This window comes from Sphingomonas populi, assembly GCF_004208535.1.
GTDB lineage: Bacteria > Pseudomonadota > Alphaproteobacteria > Sphingomonadales > Sphingomonadaceae > Sphingomonas > Sphingomonas populi.
In genome coordinates this window covers 1-15,925 of the sequence record NZ_SGIS01000030.1, presented here as the reverse complement: position 1 = coordinate 15,925, position 15,925 = coordinate 1, and the positions used below count along the sequence as shown (strand labels likewise).

Genomic DNA, 15,925 nt, shown 5'->3' with positions numbered 1-15,925 from the left:
GACGAAAAGGAAGAGGATGCCCCGATGCAGATGAACCGCGAAGCGCTGACCCGCGCGTATCGGCAGATGAAGCTGATCCGCGAGTTCGAGGAACGGCTCCACGAAGAGATTCAGACCGGCGAGATCGCTGGCTTCACGCACCTCTATTGCGGGCAGGAAGCCGTTGCGGTCGGCGTGTGCGAGCATCTGAGCGAGCGCGACAAGATCGTCTCCACGCACCGCGGCCACGGCCATTGCCTGGCCAAAGGTTGCGACGTGACCGGCATGATGAAGGAAATCTGGGGCAGCCAGGAAGGGCTTTGCAACGGCAAGGGTGGGTCGATGCATATCGCCGATCTCGAAAAGGGCATGCTGGGCGCGAACGGCATCGTCGGCGCGGGCTCACCCATCGGGGTGGGCGCGGGGCTGGCGCTGAAGATCGACGGGCCTGACGGTGACGGCAAGCTCGGCGTGGCCATCACCTTCTCGGGTGACGGCGCCTGCAACCAGGGCACGACGTTCGAGGCGATGAACCTCGCGGTGGTGACGAAGGCACCGGTCATCTTTGTGTTCGAGAACAACCATTATTCGGAACACACCGGCAATTCCTATGCGGTCGGCACCGCCAACGACATCGCCAGCCGCGCGGAAGCCTTCGGCATGAAGGTGTGGCGCGCGGACGGCACCGATTTCTTCGCGGTTCACGATTGCATGCGCGAGGTGCTCGATTACGTCCGCACGCCGGGCAACGGGCCTGCGGCGGTGGAGTTCGATACCGAACGCTTCTTCGGCCATTTCGAGGGGGACCCGCAACGCTATCGCGGCCCCGGTGAGATCGACCGGCTGCGCGCGACCCGCGACTGCATCAGCAAGTTTCGCGACAGCGTGACTCAGGCGGGATTGCTGCCCGATGCCGATCTCGATGCGATCGATACCGAGACGCTCGACGTGATCGAGACCGCGGTAAAAGCCTCGCGCGCGGCACCACGCCCGACGGCCGCGAACGTGCTCGAAAACGTCTACATCACTTACTGAGCGGCGGGAGCGGACACATGGCTAAATTGATGTATCGCGACGCCATTCGCAACACGATCTTCCAGGAAATGCAGCGCGATGCGCGCGTGTGCGTGCTGGGCGAGGATGTCGTCGGCGGCATGGGGACGGCGGGCGGTCCCGAAGCGATCGGCGGCATCTGGTCCACTTCGACCGGGTTGTATGACGCCTTCGGAGCAGACCGGGTGATCGACACGCCGATCAGCGAAAGCGCGATCGTCGGCGCCGCCGCCGGCCTCGCGCTGGCGGGCAAGCGCCCGGTCGCGGAAATCATGTTCGCGGATTTCATCGGCGTCTGCATGGACCAGTTGTGGAACCAGATCGCGAAGTTCCGCTACATGTTCGGTGGCAAGTCGATCTGTCCCGCAGTCATCCGCATGCCGTGTGGCGCGGGCTACAATGCCGCAGCCCAGCACAGCCAGGTTATCCACCAGTTCGTAACCAACATGCCGGGACTGAAGGTGGTGATGCCATCCACCCCGGAGGATGCCTGTGGGCTCTTGCGCCAGGCGATCCGTGACGACGATCCGGTGATCTTCCTCGAACACAAGTTCTTGTACGGGATGAGCGGCGAGGTATCCGACGATCCCGATTTCTGCATTCCCTTCGGCCATGCCCGCCTCGCGCGCGCTGGGCTGGACGCGACCATCGTCGCTGCGGGGATGATGGTCGGCTATGCCGAAGCTGCGGCTGACGAACTGGCAAAGGACGGTATCGGCTGCGACGTGATCGACCTGCGCACCACATCGCCGCTCGACGAGGAGACGATCCTCGATTCGGTGGAGGTGACCGGGCGTTTGATCGTCGTCGACGAAGCCCCGCCGCGCTGCTCGCTGGCGACTGACATTGCCGCACTCGTCGCCAGCAAGGCCTTTGCCAGCCTGAAGGCGCCGATCGAGATGGTCACCGCGCCGCACACGCCCGTGCCCTTCGCCCGCGAGCTGGAGAGCGCCTATCTGCCAAGCCCGGCCAAGGTCGCCGCAGCCGTGCGCCAGACCCTGTCATACCGTTGAAGGAGGCAAGGACATGAGCCGTATCCGCGCCTTCACGATGCCGAAATGGGGCATCGAAATGACCGAAGGGACGATCGCCGAATGGATGGTCAAGGAAGGCGATTCGTTCACGCGCGGCGAGATCTTGTGCCTGATCGAGACCGCCAAGATCACCAACGAGGTCGAAGCCGAATATGCCGCGACGGTGCGGCGCGTCATCGTTCCCGCAGGGGGTGAGGCGCAGGCCGTCGGCGCGTTGCTCGCGGTGTTCGACGAAGGCGCGCATTCGGATGCGGAGATCGATGCGTTCGTCGCCGACTTCCGTCCCGCCGAGGGGGGGCTCGCGCTCGGCGCCGCTCGCACCGAGCCTGCGCCGGCGCCCGTATCGCAGCCCGCACCGGCGCGGATCAAGATCGAGACGAACCGCCCGATCAGCCCGGAGGCGCTGCGCCTCGCCGAGGAGGAGGGCGTCGATATCGCGGCGATTGAAGGCTCCGGGCGCGGCGGGCGTATCACGCATCAGGATGTCGTTCGTGCGTTGCGCGGACCCTTGGACTCCGTGCCGAAGGGCGTGGCGGCATTGTCAAAGGAAGACGTGGCCGTCTTCGCCTCTCCGCTCGCACGCCGGATCGCCGCGTTGCACGGCGTATCGCTTGTCGGCGTGAAGGGGAGCGGCCCGCGTGGCCGCATCTCCAAGTTCGACGTGATGGCGCTCGTGCCTGCACCGGCCGCCACCGGCACTGCGATGCCCGCATTCGTACCGGGTGAGAACACGCCCGACATCGTGCCGTTCGACCGCATTCGCAAGGTCGTCGCGCAGCGGCTGACGCAGGCCAAGCGGGAGATTCCGCATTTCTACCTGCGCATGTCCGCCTCGGCGGATGCGATGCTGGCCATGCGCAAGACCGTGAACCTGGTGCTGGGGTGCAAGGCAAGCGTCAACGACTGGATCGTGAAGGCCAGCGCCACCGCGCTGGCGCGGCACCCGGACGTGAACGTGCAGGTGCGCGACGGGGCGGTCCACCGCTTCCCGCATGCCGACATCGCGATCGCGGTCGCCAGCCCGAAGGGGCTGGTCACCCCGGTCGTCCGGCAGGCGAACCTGATGCGGATCGATCAGCTCGCAGCCGAAACCCGCCGTTTGATCGATAAGGCGCAAGGCAAGGGGCTGGCGATGGAGGATATGGAGGGCGGGACGTTTTCCGTCTCCAACCTCGGCATGTTCGGGGTGGACGGGTTCGATGCGATCATCAACCCGCCGCAAGGCGCGATCCTCGCGGTCGGCGCGGCGCAGCGCCAGCCGGTCGAAACCGCAAACGGGGGCGTCGCCTTCGAAACGCGGATCGCGCTGACGCTCTCGGTGGATCATCGCGCGATCGACGGCGCTGCCGGTGCGCAGTTCCTGCAAACGCTGAAATCGCTGGTGGAAAACCCGGAAGGCGTGTTCGCATGAAACCCGGCCCGCTCAAGGCGCTCGGCGATGTTATCCAGCTCGCCTATTTCCCGACCGATTTCGATGCAGCGCTGCGCTACTGGATCGAGACGATCGGGGTGGGGCCATTCTTCGTGCTGAACGACGTGCGGCTGGACGAGATGACCTATCGCGGCGTGCCGACCGATGCCGTGTTCACGATGGCGCTCGGCTATTGGGGTGATATCCAGATCGAACTCATCAAGACCGATAGCGACGCGCCCTCGCTCTATGCCGGCGACTATGCAGTGCGCGACCGGCTCCACCACATCTGTATCTTCGTTGAAGACATGGCGACGACGCGCGCCGCCTGCGCTGAGGCCGGGGCAGAGGTGATCGTCGCGGGCAAGGTGGGCGAGGATGGCGAAGTCATCTATGTCGACCCCGGTCAGGGGCCGGGTCACATCATCGAATTTCTCCAGCCGGTCTCGGGCAGCGTCGGCTTGTTTCAGATGATGAAGGATGCCGCCCGCGACTGGGATGGCACCGATCCGATCCGGGTATTGCAATAATGAGCGTGCTTCAGACCAACCCGTCGGTCATCTCCCCCTATGCGCGCGAAATGGCGGACAAGGTCGAAGCGTTCGTGCGCGACGTGGTGGTGCCGTATGAGAAGGACACGCGCCGAGATCATCACGGTGCCCCCACCGACGCTTTGCTGATGGATATGCGCGTCCATGCGCGCGCGGCCGGCGTTTTGACCCCGCATATCCGGCCCGACGGCACGCATCTGACGCAGCGAGAAACGGCGGTGGTCCTGATCCGGTCCGGCCTTTCCCCGCTCGGCCCGCTGGCGTGCAACACAGGCGCGCCGGACGAAGGCAATATGTACCTCATCGGGCACGTCGGCACGCCCGATCTCAAGCAACGCTTCCTCAAGCCGCTGGTCGAGGGGACCGCCCGTTCCGCGTTCTTCATGACCGAGCCCGCCGGCTGGCAGGGTGCGGGGTCCGACCCGTCGATGATGAAGACGACCTGCCGCAAGGACGGCAATCACTGGGTAGTGAACGGCCGCAAGACCTTCATCACCGGCGCGCTGGGCGCGAAAGTCGGTATCGTCATGGCGGCGTCTGCGGACGCGGAGACGAAGGGTGGCGCATGCATGTTCCTCGTCGATCTGCCCGACGATGCCATCCGCATCGATGACATCCCCAACACGATCGACAGCTCGATGCCCGGCGGCCATGCGACGCTGACGCTCGATGACCTGCGTGTCCCTGCGGACCAGATGCTCGGCCATCCCGGCGAAGGCTTCAAATATGCGCAGATCCGCCTGTCGCCCGCGCGCCTGTCGCACTGCATGCGGTGGCTCGGCTGCTGCATCCGCGCGCAGGAGATCGCGACCGATTACGCCTGCCGCCGTACCGCCTTCGGCAAGGTGCTGATCGACCATGAAGGCGTTGGCTTCATGCTCGCCGAAAACCGCATCCTCATCCAGCAATGCGACGTGATGATCGACTGGTGCGCAAGCGTGCTGGACGGCGGATCGCTGGGCACGGTGGAAAGCTCGATGGCGAAAGTCGCGGTGAGCGAAGCGCTGATGAAGATCGCCGACAATTGCGTGCAGTTGATGGGCGGCACCGGGGTGACGGGGCATACGATCGTCGAACAGGTGTTCCGCGAGATCCGCGCGTTCCGCATCTATGACGGCCCGACCGAGGTCCACAAGTGGAGCCTCGCCAAGAAGATCAAGCGCGACTGGAAGCAGGCCAACCCCGAACACGCAGCCTAGAGACGTCGCGACCCGACACCAGATCGCGTGGCGTGACGCATCATGCGCAGCCGCTATGCAACGTAAGGAAAGACCGATCATGGCCGAAGCATATATCGTCGAAAGCCTTCGCACCGCCGGCGGGCGCCGCAAGGGCGCGCTGGCGGGCGTGCATCCGGCCGATCTCGGCGCGACCATCCTCGACGCGCTGGTGGCGCGCACCGGCATCGATCCGGCCGCCGTAGAGGACGTTATTGTCGGCTGTGTCAGCCAGGCCGGCGAGCAGGCGTTCGCGGTCGGCCGCAACGTGGTGCTCGCGTCGACCTTGCCGGACAGCGTGCCTGCCGTGACGATCGATCGCCAGTGCGGCTCGTCGCAGCAGGCGATCCACTTCGCGGCACAGGCGGTCATGTCCGGGACGCAGGATATCGTTATCGCCGCTGGCGTGGAGAGCATGACCCGTGTGCCGATGGGGTCCAACTACCGCCTCCACGCGGAAGCCGGTCTCGGCGAAGGTCCGTGGTCGCGTAGCATCCTCAATCGGTATGACGTCGCGGAATTCAGCCAGTTTCACGGCGCCCAGGCGATCGCCGACAAATATGGCCTGAGCCGGGAAGCGATGGACGCCTACGCCCTGCGCAGCCACCAGCGGGCGGCGGACGCGGCCCGGCGCGGCGCGTTCCGGGCGGAGATCGTGCCCGTCACAACGGATATCGGCGACTTTGACGAGGACGAGGGCGTGCGCTTCGATGCGTCGCTGAACGCCATGTCGACGGTGAAGCCGCTGACTCCCGGCGGATCTGTCACCGCCGCAAACGCGAGCCAGATGACCGACGGCGCCTCCGGTGCGCTGATCGTAAGCGAGGCGGCGCTGAAGCGCTTCAACCTGACGCCGATGGCGAGGATCGTGAACCTCACGGTTACGGCGGGCGATCCTGTGATCATGCTCGAGGAGCCGATCCGGGCCACCGTGCGCGCGCTCGAGCGGGCAGGCATGAAGCTTTCGGACATCGACCTGTTCGAAGTGAATGAAGCGTTCGCATCTGTTCCGATGGCGTGGCTCCAGACACTCGGCGCCGATCCCGAGCGGCTCAACGTCAACGGCGGTGCGATAGCCTTGGGGCACCCGTTGGGTGCCAGCGGCACCAAATTGATGTCCACTTTGATCCATGCGCTGAAAACGCGGGGTGGCCGATATGGCCTGCAAACGATGTGCGAAGGCGGCGGCGTCGCCAACGTAACGATCGTCGAGGTGCTTTGACGCCGGCTCGGCTACGGAGCGACAACACAGACATCTTCTATCGGGCGGCAGACATAACGACTTCGGAACGTTTGACGTTGTCTGCCACCTCGGAATATCTGTTATATATTACATCGCCGGTTCGTCGCCCCTTTTTGTGATGACAACGCTTGGCCGACCCATATGATCGGGTGCTGTTTCGAGCGATAGGAACATCTTTTATAAATCAAATAATACCGTAATATGATCGATAGAAGAGTGCGCTATCGATCATCCGTTGGAACTGGCAGCAGCATCTCGATGCTGACGATCGCCAGACCCTTTCCATCGAACTCCTGGCCCAGGAAGCCGTCGACAGCTCCGCGATCGAGGGCGAGATTCTCGATCGCGCGAGCGTGCAGTCGTCCCTGGAGAAGCATCTGGGGATCAAGGCCGACCATCGCCGCGCCAATGCCGCCGAGGCGGGCGCTGCAGAACTCATGGCGAATCTCTTCCGCAGCCATCGCGAGCCAGTCAGCGATGCGACGCTGTTCCATTGGCACGCCTTGCTGATGAACGGTAGGCGGGACCTCGCCGACATAGGCCGATATCGAACCCATGCCGATCCCATGCAGATCGTCTCGGGAGCCCTGCACGCATCGAAGGTGCATTTCGAGGCTCCGCCATCGCAAGCGGTGCCGACCGAGATGAAGGCTTTCATCGCGTGGTTCAACGATAGGGACCCGCCACCTCTTCTCAGGTGAGCGCACTCGCGCGGGCCGGCATCGCCCATCTATGGTTCGAATCCATCCACCCCTTCGAAGATGGCAACGGGCGCCTTGGCCGGGCGATTGCGGAAAAGGTCTTGGCCCAGGGGCTTGACGCACCCGCGATCACAGCGCTTGCAGAGGCCATCCAGCACCATCGCAAGGACTATTACACGCAACTCCAACGCGCGAGTTTGTCGAACTGCATCGACGCATGGCTCGACTGGTTTTCCGACATCGCGCTTGCGGCCCAACAGCGCACGCTGGATCGCGTTCATTTCCTCCTCGCCAAGACGAAGATCCTTGACCGTCTCCGCAGTCAGATCAATCCTCGACAGGAGAAGGCCGTGCTCCGCATGTTCGCCGAGGGACCGGATGGCTTCAAGGGCGGGCTGAGCGCGGCGAACTACCGGACCATCACTGATGCCGCCCCGGCGACGGCCACTCGCGATCTCGCCGAACTGGTCGAGTTGGGCGCTTTGCGCAAGGAGGGGAAACTGAAGCACACACGGTATCGCCTGAACCTTGGCGAATGATGGAAGGGCGCCCTGCGCGTGGGGCATTTCCAGTCGCGTTCATCCCAGCGTTCCGTCAGGATATTGCCGCCAGCCGTTCGATGAAGCGCTGCTTCCGAGCATGCCGCTCGCGGATTTCGTGAAGCCGCCGGCCGAATTCGGCCAGCGTGCCTCGCGTCTCGGCAATGGCGCGCAGATCGAGCAGCAGGGTAGCGGCCTTGTCATAGCCGGGCGCATTGCGGCGCTCGATTTCGGCTTCCACCTCCTGCCAGACGCTCTCGCCTCGACCGGCAAGCGCGTCGATACGGACGAGGCGCGCTTTCTCGGCTTCCTCCGCTTGCCGGCGGCGGGCGGCCTCAGCCTTCTCGGCCTTCGCCCGGTCGCGAGCAAGACGGATGGCGTGTACGCGGGACCGCAACTCGCCTGCGGTCCGCGTTCCGCTGGACAAGCCGGCATAGGGCACCCCAAGCCGTTTTCGAACCAGGGCGCATAGCTCCGCCGAGATATGGGGTTCACCATCAAACAGGCGGATGAGCAGGTCCGTCTTCTCACGATCGGTCATGGCCGCAATGATCTCTCCGGCGGCATCGGGCGATGTCGCCGTCGTGGTCACGGGGTGATCGGCAGCCGCTTCCACGAGATCCGGGTCGATACCGAAAAACTCCGCGAATGCTCCGAGCGCGCCCGTCAGCGGCCCGATGCCCGCCATGGGTTCGATCTCGTCATCGCCCAGCCCTTCGCTCTCCACCGCTCCGAGCCACAATAGATAAAAGAGCCGGAGGTCGCCCGCGAGGAGATCGGCCCGGAGCGGTGCGAGAGCGGCGAGCCAGTCAGAGCCATCATCCCAATCCTCATCCGGTGCGACTTCGTCCCGCGCGACATCGAGGATCAGAGCGTCGCCAGCCGCCTGCAGCGTAGCCCAGTCGATCCCGAGCAAAAGCGGCTTGAGCAATCGCTGATCGACCAGCCTTTTGGGCAATCGGATCATCAGCCGCCGTGTTCCCCAGTTTGCCAGGTAGAGATGGAGGTCGAACCAGCGTTTCATGAAATCGGCGGGGTCGCCCTTCAGGTCGCCCCATTCGTAAGAATTGGTGAAGCTGGTCGCGGTTATCCCCGCGCGTGTCGATATCGCCCGGAGCGCCTTGCGATCCGTGTCGTCGAGCGGGCGATCGATCGCCTGGAATTCATAATATTGATATTCGCTCACGCCCGCCTCCGCCGCGCTTCCGCCATCATGAACGACGCCGATAGACACCGGTCGCCTGCAATGGAAGATCGCGTCCTGGTTGGCTCAATCCGGCTTCAATGAGGTCGCGCACCGCGCCAAGCTCGACGATCACCGCCGCGCGACCTCACAGAACCCTCCAGATTACAGCCAGGCAATGGGCGAGCGACAAACGGAATCACGCCCGCGACCACTTGTGGGTAAGAGCAAGGGCTAACGAACGGTTACGCTTGCCCACTCCAATCCGAACCGCGCCAGATATTTGCGCAGCCGATCGGCATCATTCGAACTGCGCCTGCGCGCGCGAGACGCGGCGAAGAGCGTGCGGCCAGCCTCCGACAAGGATCGGCTGCTGCGGCAAATCCGGATCGTCTCGATAAGTTGTACGCGATCAAACGGATCGATCTCTGTGAGCGCGTCGGTATCGAGCACCTCAGAAAGCATATCTTCGCCATCATCGACTTGTCCCGACCATAAGCGTTTCAAACGCCCGATTTCCGCCTCGACGCAGTCCAGGTCGATGCGGCCTTTCGGTGACAGCGTCGCCATGCGCGTCACGCTCGCGGCCAGGTCGCGGAAGTTTCCGGGCCAGCGTGCGTCCTGCGCGGTTGCGAACGACAGATAACGCTGGCGCGCTTCCTTGTTGAAGCTCGCGCGGTCGCCCTCGCGTTCGGCGAAGCGGTCGAGTTCGTAGTCGAGGTTGGGCTCGATATCCTCGCGGCGGTCGGCGAGGCCGGGGAGCGTGAAGGTCCACAGGTTGAGGCGCGCATAGAGATCGTCGCGGAATGCCCCGGCGGCAACGGCTTCGCCGAGATCGCGGTTGGTGCCGGCGATCAGTTGGAACTCGGACGCCGCTTCCTTGTCCGAGCCAACGGGAAGGAAGCGCTTGTCCTCGATCGCGCGCAGGATCATCGCTTGTTCGTCGAGGCCGAGTTCGCCGATCTCGTCGAGGAACAGCATGCCCTTGTCGGCGGCACGCAGCAGCCCCGGTCGATCGGCAACTGCGCCGGTGAAGGCGCCCTTGCGGTGGCCGAAGAGCGCTGACATCGCGCCGTCGCCCTTCAGCGTCGCGCAATTCACCTCGACGAACGGCCCGGCGACTTGATGCTTCGATTTCTTGAGCTCGTAAATCCGGCGCGCGAGCAGGCTCTTGCCCGCACCCGTCGGCCCCATCAGCAGGATCGGCGCCTTGGAGCGCAGTGCTACACGTTCGATCTCGTCGATCATGCGGTTGAAGGCGGCATTGCGCGTGTCGATGCCGGATTTGAGGAAGGACGTGCTTTCCGCACTGGCGACCGCGAAACGTGTCGCGATGCTGTCGTAGCGCGACAGATCGAGATCGATCGTGTTCCAGATACCGGCGGGATTGGCCGAGCCACGTTCCGGCTGCGTCTGTAGCAGACGCCCGGGCAAGTACCGCGCCTCGGTCAGCAGGAAGAGGCAAATCTGTGCGACGTGCGTGCCCGTCGTGATGTGGACGAGATAATCCTCGGTATCGGGGTCGAACGGCTCGGCGCGCGCGAAGTCGAGCAGTTTGCCGTACACTTCCTCGAAATCCCACGGGTCGTTGAAATCGAGCAAGCGCGGCTCGACCGACGTCTCGGGCGAGACCGAGGCGATGTCCTCCGCGACATATTCGGCGAGGCGGCGATGCGGGCTGCCGTGGATCAGGAGAAAGCGATCGACGCGTAGGTCCTCGTGCATCGTCAACCCGACGCTTGGTCGCCACTTGTTCCAGCGCGACGGGCCGAACTTGCTCGCATCGAGCGTCGATCCCAGGAACCCGATGACGGTGAGTGGCTTCATGTTTATCCCATAGGATAAATCCCTATCGAAATCGATACGATATTTGACGGGCCATTAAACTGTCTTTTCCTGTCGCACACTTTCAATCGAAGAAAATACATAATAATCATAGTGTCTTATGATTTTTATGTGGGTCGCCAAAACCAACTGGCACGCTTTCCGCATAGTGTCTTGCATCGAGCGAGGCGATATTTCGGCCTTCTCGGTAGCGGACCGGAGCACGGGGCGGCTGGAATGAGCCAGCCGCCCCCGAACGGCAGAATTCGAGGAGTTGGACAATGGCCAACAAGGGACTTTTCGCTTCGGCGATCGCAAAGTTGCTACCGGCGCCGAACGCCGTGAACCGCGAGGGCGCACCGGCCTATGCTTATGGGCCGGAGGCGAAGCTCGCGCAGTTGGCGGCGACGGGAACGCTGGCGGACACCTTCTACGGAGCGGCGGAGACGCAACTCGCCGACGTGCTGGATGCGGCCAAGGCGGTCGATCCGCATTTCGTGGCGCAGGCTGCTATCTATGCTCGGACCTCGGGCGCGATGAAGGACATGCCAGCGCTGCTGGCGGCGTACCTCACGGTCGCCGACCCGGATCTCGCGGTGCCGGTGTTCGGACGGGTAATCGACAACGGGCGGATGCTGCGCACCTTCGTGCAAATCATGCGTTCCGGGCAAGTCGGGCGGACGTCGCTCGGCACGCGGCCGAAGCGGCTGGTCCAGCGCTGGCTGGAGCGAGCGTCTATGCCGCGGTTGATGACGGCGGCAACGGGCAAGGACCCGAGCCTGGCGGACGTGGTTCGCATGGTTCACCCCAAGCCGGCGGATGCCACGCGTAAGGCTTTCTACGGCTGGTTGATCGGGCGTCCTTATGACGTTGCCGCGCTTCCTGCCGAGATCGCTGCGTTCGAAGCTTGGAAGGCAGACGCTACGCTCCCTCTGCCGCCGGTGCCGTTCGAATGGCTTACCGCGTTTCCGCTGACTGCGGAGAATTGGGCCGAGCTTGCGACGCGGATCGGGTGGCAGGCGCTGCGGATGAACCTCAACACGCTGGCGCGCAATGGTGCGTACGACGTGGCGGGGGTCACTGACGCGGTGGCGGCTCGGCTCGCTGACCGTGATGCGCTGCGGGCGGTCCGGCCCATGCCCTATCAGTTGATGGTGGCGCTGGGTCAGGTCGGCGACGGCGTGCCACTCAAGGTTCAGGCGGCGCTGGAGGAAGCGCTGGAGCTCTCGCTCCGGGGCGTGCCGAAGGTGCCGGGCCGGATCGTCGTCTGCCCCGACGTGTCGGGGTCGATGAGTTCGCCAGCGACAGGCTACCGCAAGGGTGCTTCGTCGAAGGTCCGGTGCATCGATGTCGCGGCGCTGGTCGCGGCGGCGATGCTGCGGAGCAACCGCGAAGCGCGCGTGCTGCCGTTCGAGCAGACGGTCGTGAAGTTGAAGCTTGAGGCCAATGCCCGCGTCGCCGTGAATGCGGCGAAGCTGGCAGGTGTAGGTGGGGGCGGGACCAATGTCTCGGCACCGCTGGCGATGCTGAATGCGGAACGGGCGAAGGTCGATCTGGTGGTCATCGTCTCGGACAATGAGTCCTGGGTCGATGCCAGCCGGCGCGGATCGACGGCGACGATGAAGGAGTGGGACAAGCTGAAGACCCGGAATCCGGGTGCGAAGCTCGTCTGCATCGACATCCAGCCATACGGCACCACGCAGGCGCAAGCCGGCGCGGACATTCTCAACGTCGGGGGTTTCTCCGACGCCGTGTTCGACACGATCGCGCGGTTCGCCATTGGTGAAACGCAGGATTGGGTCGAGATCATCAAGGAGGTTGAAGTATAATAAAGCAGGGTCGTGGCGAATGCAGGTGGGACTACACCTCCACACGATAGGTCCGACGAGTAAAGCGCCTTGGCTTCGGCGACGGAGTCGAGGAGATGCGGGTTCGAATCCCGTCGCTGGAACGTAGCTTAAGGACCGCCGTCTCGCTGTTCCTCGTCGCCACGACCCCAATTCGACCAACACGGCGAATGCCTGTGGAACTACACGGCCTTCAGGGTCGGCGGTTCGAATCCGCCCCCGGCTTTCAGCCGGGTAGCTCAGTTGGATAGAGCATGAAGCTGTTTCACTAAACCCTCGTCGTCGTGAACGAGATTAACATGGCGAATGCCTGACGGACTACATCGACTTCTAATCGCCAGGTCGCGGGTTCGAGTCCCGCCGGGCCTTCCATGGGTCCGTAGCTCAGTTGGTAGAGCAGGAACGTCCGTCAAACACCTTGTCGCCATGACCCATCACGCTGGCGAATGCCGGCGGGACTACATCGGTAAAGGCCGAAAGGCCGAGCGGTTCGAATCCGCCCCGGAGCAATTCGGAGATGTCCCGCCTGACCTCGTCGCCAGCACCAATCCAAGCCGGCGAATGCTGGCGAGACTACATTGGGAAAGGCTCCAGGGCCGAGCGGTTCAAGCCCGCACCGGAAGCAATTCCGGGATGTCTCGCCAAACATCGTCGCCGGCACCATGACTATGCAAAGGAGGTCGCGATGACCGAGACGATGTACGATTACCAGCACGTCGAAGGCGGTGTGCCGATCAAGATGTGGACGCGGGGCGTGCCGGTCGAAGACGGCGCGCGGGCGCAGTTGATGCGCGCCGCGCAGATGCCGTTCGTGTTCAAGCACGTCGCCGCGATGCCCGACGTGCATGTCGGCATCGGCGCGACCGTGGGTTCGGTGATCCCGACCAAGGGCGCGGTGATCCCGGCGGCGGTGGGTGTCGACATCGGCTGCGGCATGATGGCGGCGCGCACCTCGCTGGTGGCGAGTGATCTGCCCGACACTCTGGAGAGCATCCGCTCCGCGATCGAGCAGGCCGTCCCGCATGGCCGGTCGGTCGGACGCGGCAAGCGCGACACCGGCTCGTGGGGTTCGCCTCCGCCGGCGATCGTCGAGGCGTGGGCGACGCTCGTCCAGCGCTTCGAGTGGCTCACCGACAAGCATCCGCGCCTCAAGAACACGAATAACCTCGTGCATCTCGGCACGCTCGGCACCGGCAATCACTTCATCGAGCTGTGTCTCGATGAGGCGCAGCGGGTGTGGGTGATGCTGCATTCGGGATCGCGCGGCGTTGGCAATGCGATCGGCACGTTCTTCATCGAACTGGCCAAGCAGGACATGCGCAAGTGGCACATCAACCTGCCCGACGAGGATCTCGCCTATTTCCCGGAAGGGACCGATCACTTCGACGATTATGTCGAGGCGGTCGGCTGGGCGCAGGACTTCGCCGCGCTCAACCGGCGCATGATGATGACCAACGTCATCCGCGCGCTGCGGGGGCAGATTGCCAAGCCGTTCGATGCGGAGCTGGAGGCGGTGAACTGCCATCACAATTACGTGCAGCGGGAAAACCACTTCGGTGAAAACGTGCTGGTCACGCGTAAGGGCGCGGTGCGGGCTGCCAAGGGCGTGATGGGCATCATCCCGGGTTCGATGGGCGCCAAGTCGTTCATCGTGCGCGGGCTGGGCAACCCGGACTCGTTCGACAGTTGCTCGCATGGTGCCGGTCGGGTGATGAGCCGGACCGCCGCCAAGAAGCTGGTGACGCTCGACGAACATATCGCCGATACGGCGGGTGTCGAATGCCGCAAGGACGAGGGCGTGATCGACGAGACGCCCAAGGCCTATAAGCCGATCGAAGCGGTGATGGCCGCGCAGGCCGACCTGGTCGAGATCGTCCACACACTGAAGCAGGTGGTGTGCGTCAAGGGCTAGCGCCCTTGGCACGCACCACCAACCAATAGAGAAATGCCATGATCATCATCGACGGATCGGAAGGCGAAGGCGGGGGGCAGATCGTGCGCAACGCGTGCGCGCTGTCGCTCGTCACCGGCCAGCCGTTCCGCATCACCAATGTCCGCGGCAAGCGCTCGAAGCCTGGCCTGATGCGCCAGCATGTTACCGCGATCGAGGCGGCACTTGCGGTCGGTGGCGCGCATGCCGAGGGCGTTGCGGTTGGATCGTCGGAGATCAGCTTCACGCCGGGGCGCGTCGTGCCGGGCGACTATCGTTTCTCGGTTGGCACGGCAGGCAGCACCAGCCTGGTGTTCCAGACGCTGCTGATGCCGCTTCTGCTTGCAGACGCACCTTCGCGTCTCGTGCTTGAGGGCGGCACGCACAACATGCTCGCGCCGCCGTTCGAATTCATGGTGAAGGTGTTCGTGCCGGTTGTACGGCGCATGGGCGCGCGGATCGAAATGCGGCTTACCCGGCACGGCTTCTACCCGCGCGGTGGTGGCCGGATCGAAGTCGATATCGCCCCCGGCAAGCTGATGCCGATCGACTGTGTCGATCGCGGCGCGTTGCAATCGGTGTCGGCGACGGCGTTGTTCGCTGCACTGGCGTTCGACATCGCCGATCGTGAGATCAGGACCGCGCGTAAATTCCTGCCCGACTGGCCGGAAGCGGCATTCGCTGTACGCGAGCTTCCCGCCGAGCAGGGGCCGGGCAACGCGCTGCTGCTTGAGGCACAGTTCGAGCATGGATGCGAGATCGTCACAGGCTTCGGCAAGCTTGGTGTGTCGGCGGAGGCGCTGGCAAAGACGGCGGCGCAGCGGATGGCGGGCTTCCTCGCGACCGATGCGTTTGCCGGGCCGTACCTGGCGGACCAGTTACTCTTGCCGTTCGCGCTTGCGGGCGGAGGCCGTTTCACGACCGTGAAGCTCAGCCAGCACAGCTTGACGGCGGCGGACATCATCGAGCGGTTCACGGCGCGGCGCACGACGTTCGAGGTTCGGCAGGGCGAGTCTAACCTCGTGACCGTTCGCTAGTGCACTGACCCAATCGGGTGATTCACAATCGGTTGGTTTCGTGCGAGTCTGGCGGGATGTCTCAGATCGTATGTGTGATCGTAAACTCTGAAGATGCTGCGCGGTTGGCGTCGGTGGTCGCCGATCGAAACGGTTCGCTCAAGCATATCCAGCGCGCCAGGATCGTGCTGGCCTCGTCGGAGCGGCTGACGGTATTGGAGGTTGCGCGCCGGACCGGTGCCAGTCGACCAGCGGTCTGGCGCTGGCAAGCTCGCTATGCTGCGGAAGGCGTGGAAGGGTTGCTGCGCGACAAAACCCGGCCGCCTGGGAAGGCACCGATCACCACCGCAGTCATAGCCAAAATTCTGGCGCTGACCTGCGCCGAGCCGCCAGGCGA

General features: G+C 64.1%; 14 protein-coding genes and 1 tRNA gene. 13 read left to right on the top strand and 2 right to left on the bottom strand.

All coding sequences use genetic code 11. The features are described from left to right. Positions 1-24: 24 nt before the first annotated feature. The 8 genes from EWE75_RS17290 (at position 25) to EWE75_RS25640 (ending at position 7,728) form a co-directional block, all read left to right on the top strand. A complete protein-coding gene (locus EWE75_RS17290; RefSeq protein ID WP_130159359.1) occupies positions 25-1,014 on the top strand; it encodes a thiamine pyrophosphate-dependent dehydrogenase E1 component subunit alpha in 990 nt (329 codons plus the stop codon). Positions 1,015-1,031: 17 nt separating this feature from the next. Continuing rightward, positions 1,032-2,045, top strand: coding sequence for an alpha-ketoacid dehydrogenase subunit beta (locus tag EWE75_RS17285; RefSeq protein WP_130159358.1), 1,014 nt, complete (start codon positions 1,032-1,034; stop codon positions 2,043-2,045). A gap of 13 nt (positions 2,046-2,058) precedes the next feature. Next, entirely contained in the window at positions 2,059-3,477 is a 1,419-nt protein-coding gene (locus tag EWE75_RS17280) for a 2-oxo acid dehydrogenase subunit E2 (protein WP_130159357.1), read from the top strand. Beyond that, positions 3,474-4,007, top strand: a complete 534-nt coding sequence (locus tag EWE75_RS17275) for a VOC family protein (protein ID WP_130159356.1) — start codon at positions 3,474-3,476, stop codon at positions 4,005-4,007. Before EWE75_RS17280 ends, EWE75_RS17275 begins: the two co-directional genes overlap by 4 nt. Before the next feature lie 50 nt (positions 4,008-4,057). Further along, a complete protein-coding gene (locus EWE75_RS17270) occupies positions 4,058-5,227 on the top strand; it encodes an acyl-CoA dehydrogenase family protein (protein ID WP_130159397.1) in 1,170 nt (389 codons plus the stop codon). Positions 5,228-5,306: 79 nt separating this feature from the next. Further along, positions 5,307-6,467 carry an acetyl-CoA C-acetyltransferase gene (locus EWE75_RS17265; RefSeq protein WP_130159355.1) on the top strand — a complete coding sequence of 387 codons (1,161 nt, stop codon included), beginning with the start codon at positions 5,307-5,309 and terminating at the stop codon, positions 6,465-6,467. Positions 6,468-6,715: 248 nt separating this feature from the next. Continuing rightward, the gene (locus tag EWE75_RS25645) at positions 6,716-7,189 is read left to right on the top strand and encodes a DUF4172 domain-containing protein (RefSeq protein WP_345789393.1); all 474 of its coding nucleotides are present in this window, start codon (positions 6,716-6,718) and stop codon (positions 7,187-7,189) included. Beyond that, positions 7,186-7,728, top strand: a complete 543-nt coding sequence (locus EWE75_RS25640) for a Fic family protein (RefSeq protein WP_231708423.1) — start codon at positions 7,186-7,188, stop codon at positions 7,726-7,728. The genes EWE75_RS25645 and EWE75_RS25640 overlap by 4 nt, the downstream gene beginning before the upstream one ends. A 55-nt stretch (positions 7,729-7,783) precedes the next feature. Here the strand turns inward: EWE75_RS25640 and EWE75_RS17255 are convergent, their stop codons facing one another. Both EWE75_RS17255 and rtcR read right to left on the bottom strand, forming a co-directional pair. Then, positions 7,784-8,752, bottom strand: a complete 969-nt coding sequence (locus EWE75_RS17255; protein WP_206364800.1) for a hypothetical protein — start codon at positions 8,750-8,752, stop codon at positions 7,784-7,786. A 393-nt stretch (positions 8,753-9,145) separates the two neighbouring features. Further along, positions 9,146-10,738, bottom strand: coding sequence for an RNA repair transcriptional activator RtcR (gene rtcR, locus EWE75_RS17250; protein ID WP_130159353.1), 1,593 nt, complete (start codon positions 10,736-10,738; stop codon positions 9,146-9,148). A 278-nt stretch (positions 10,739-11,016) separates the two neighbouring features. Here rtcR and EWE75_RS17245 point away from each other — a divergent pair, with 278 nt between their 5' ends. From EWE75_RS17245 to EWE75_RS17230, 5 genes are all read left to right on the top strand, one after another. Then, on the top strand, positions 11,017-12,564 hold the full coding sequence (locus tag EWE75_RS17245) for a vWA domain-containing protein (RefSeq protein WP_130159352.1): 1,548 nt from the start codon (positions 11,017-11,019) through the stop codon (positions 12,562-12,564). Between the two features lie 249 nt (positions 12,565-12,813). Next, positions 12,814-12,954: transfer RNA gene (locus tag EWE75_RS25120), tRNA-OTHER, on the top strand. A gap of 313 nt (positions 12,955-13,267) precedes the next feature. Further along, the gene (locus EWE75_RS17240) at positions 13,268-14,494 is read left to right on the top strand and encodes an RtcB family protein (protein ID WP_130159351.1); all 1,227 of its coding nucleotides are present in this window, start codon (positions 13,268-13,270) and stop codon (positions 14,492-14,494) included. A 38-nt stretch (positions 14,495-14,532) separates the two neighbouring features. Continuing rightward, positions 14,533-15,549 carry an RNA 3'-terminal phosphate cyclase gene (gene rtcA, locus EWE75_RS17235; RefSeq protein WP_130159350.1) on the top strand — a complete coding sequence of 339 codons (1,017 nt, stop codon included), beginning with the start codon at positions 14,533-14,535 and terminating at the stop codon, positions 15,547-15,549. Positions 15,550-15,605: 56 nt separating this feature from the next. After that, on the top strand, positions 15,606-15,925 hold a 320-nt coding region (locus tag EWE75_RS17230; RefSeq protein WP_206364799.1), incomplete at its 3' end, for a helix-turn-helix domain-containing protein.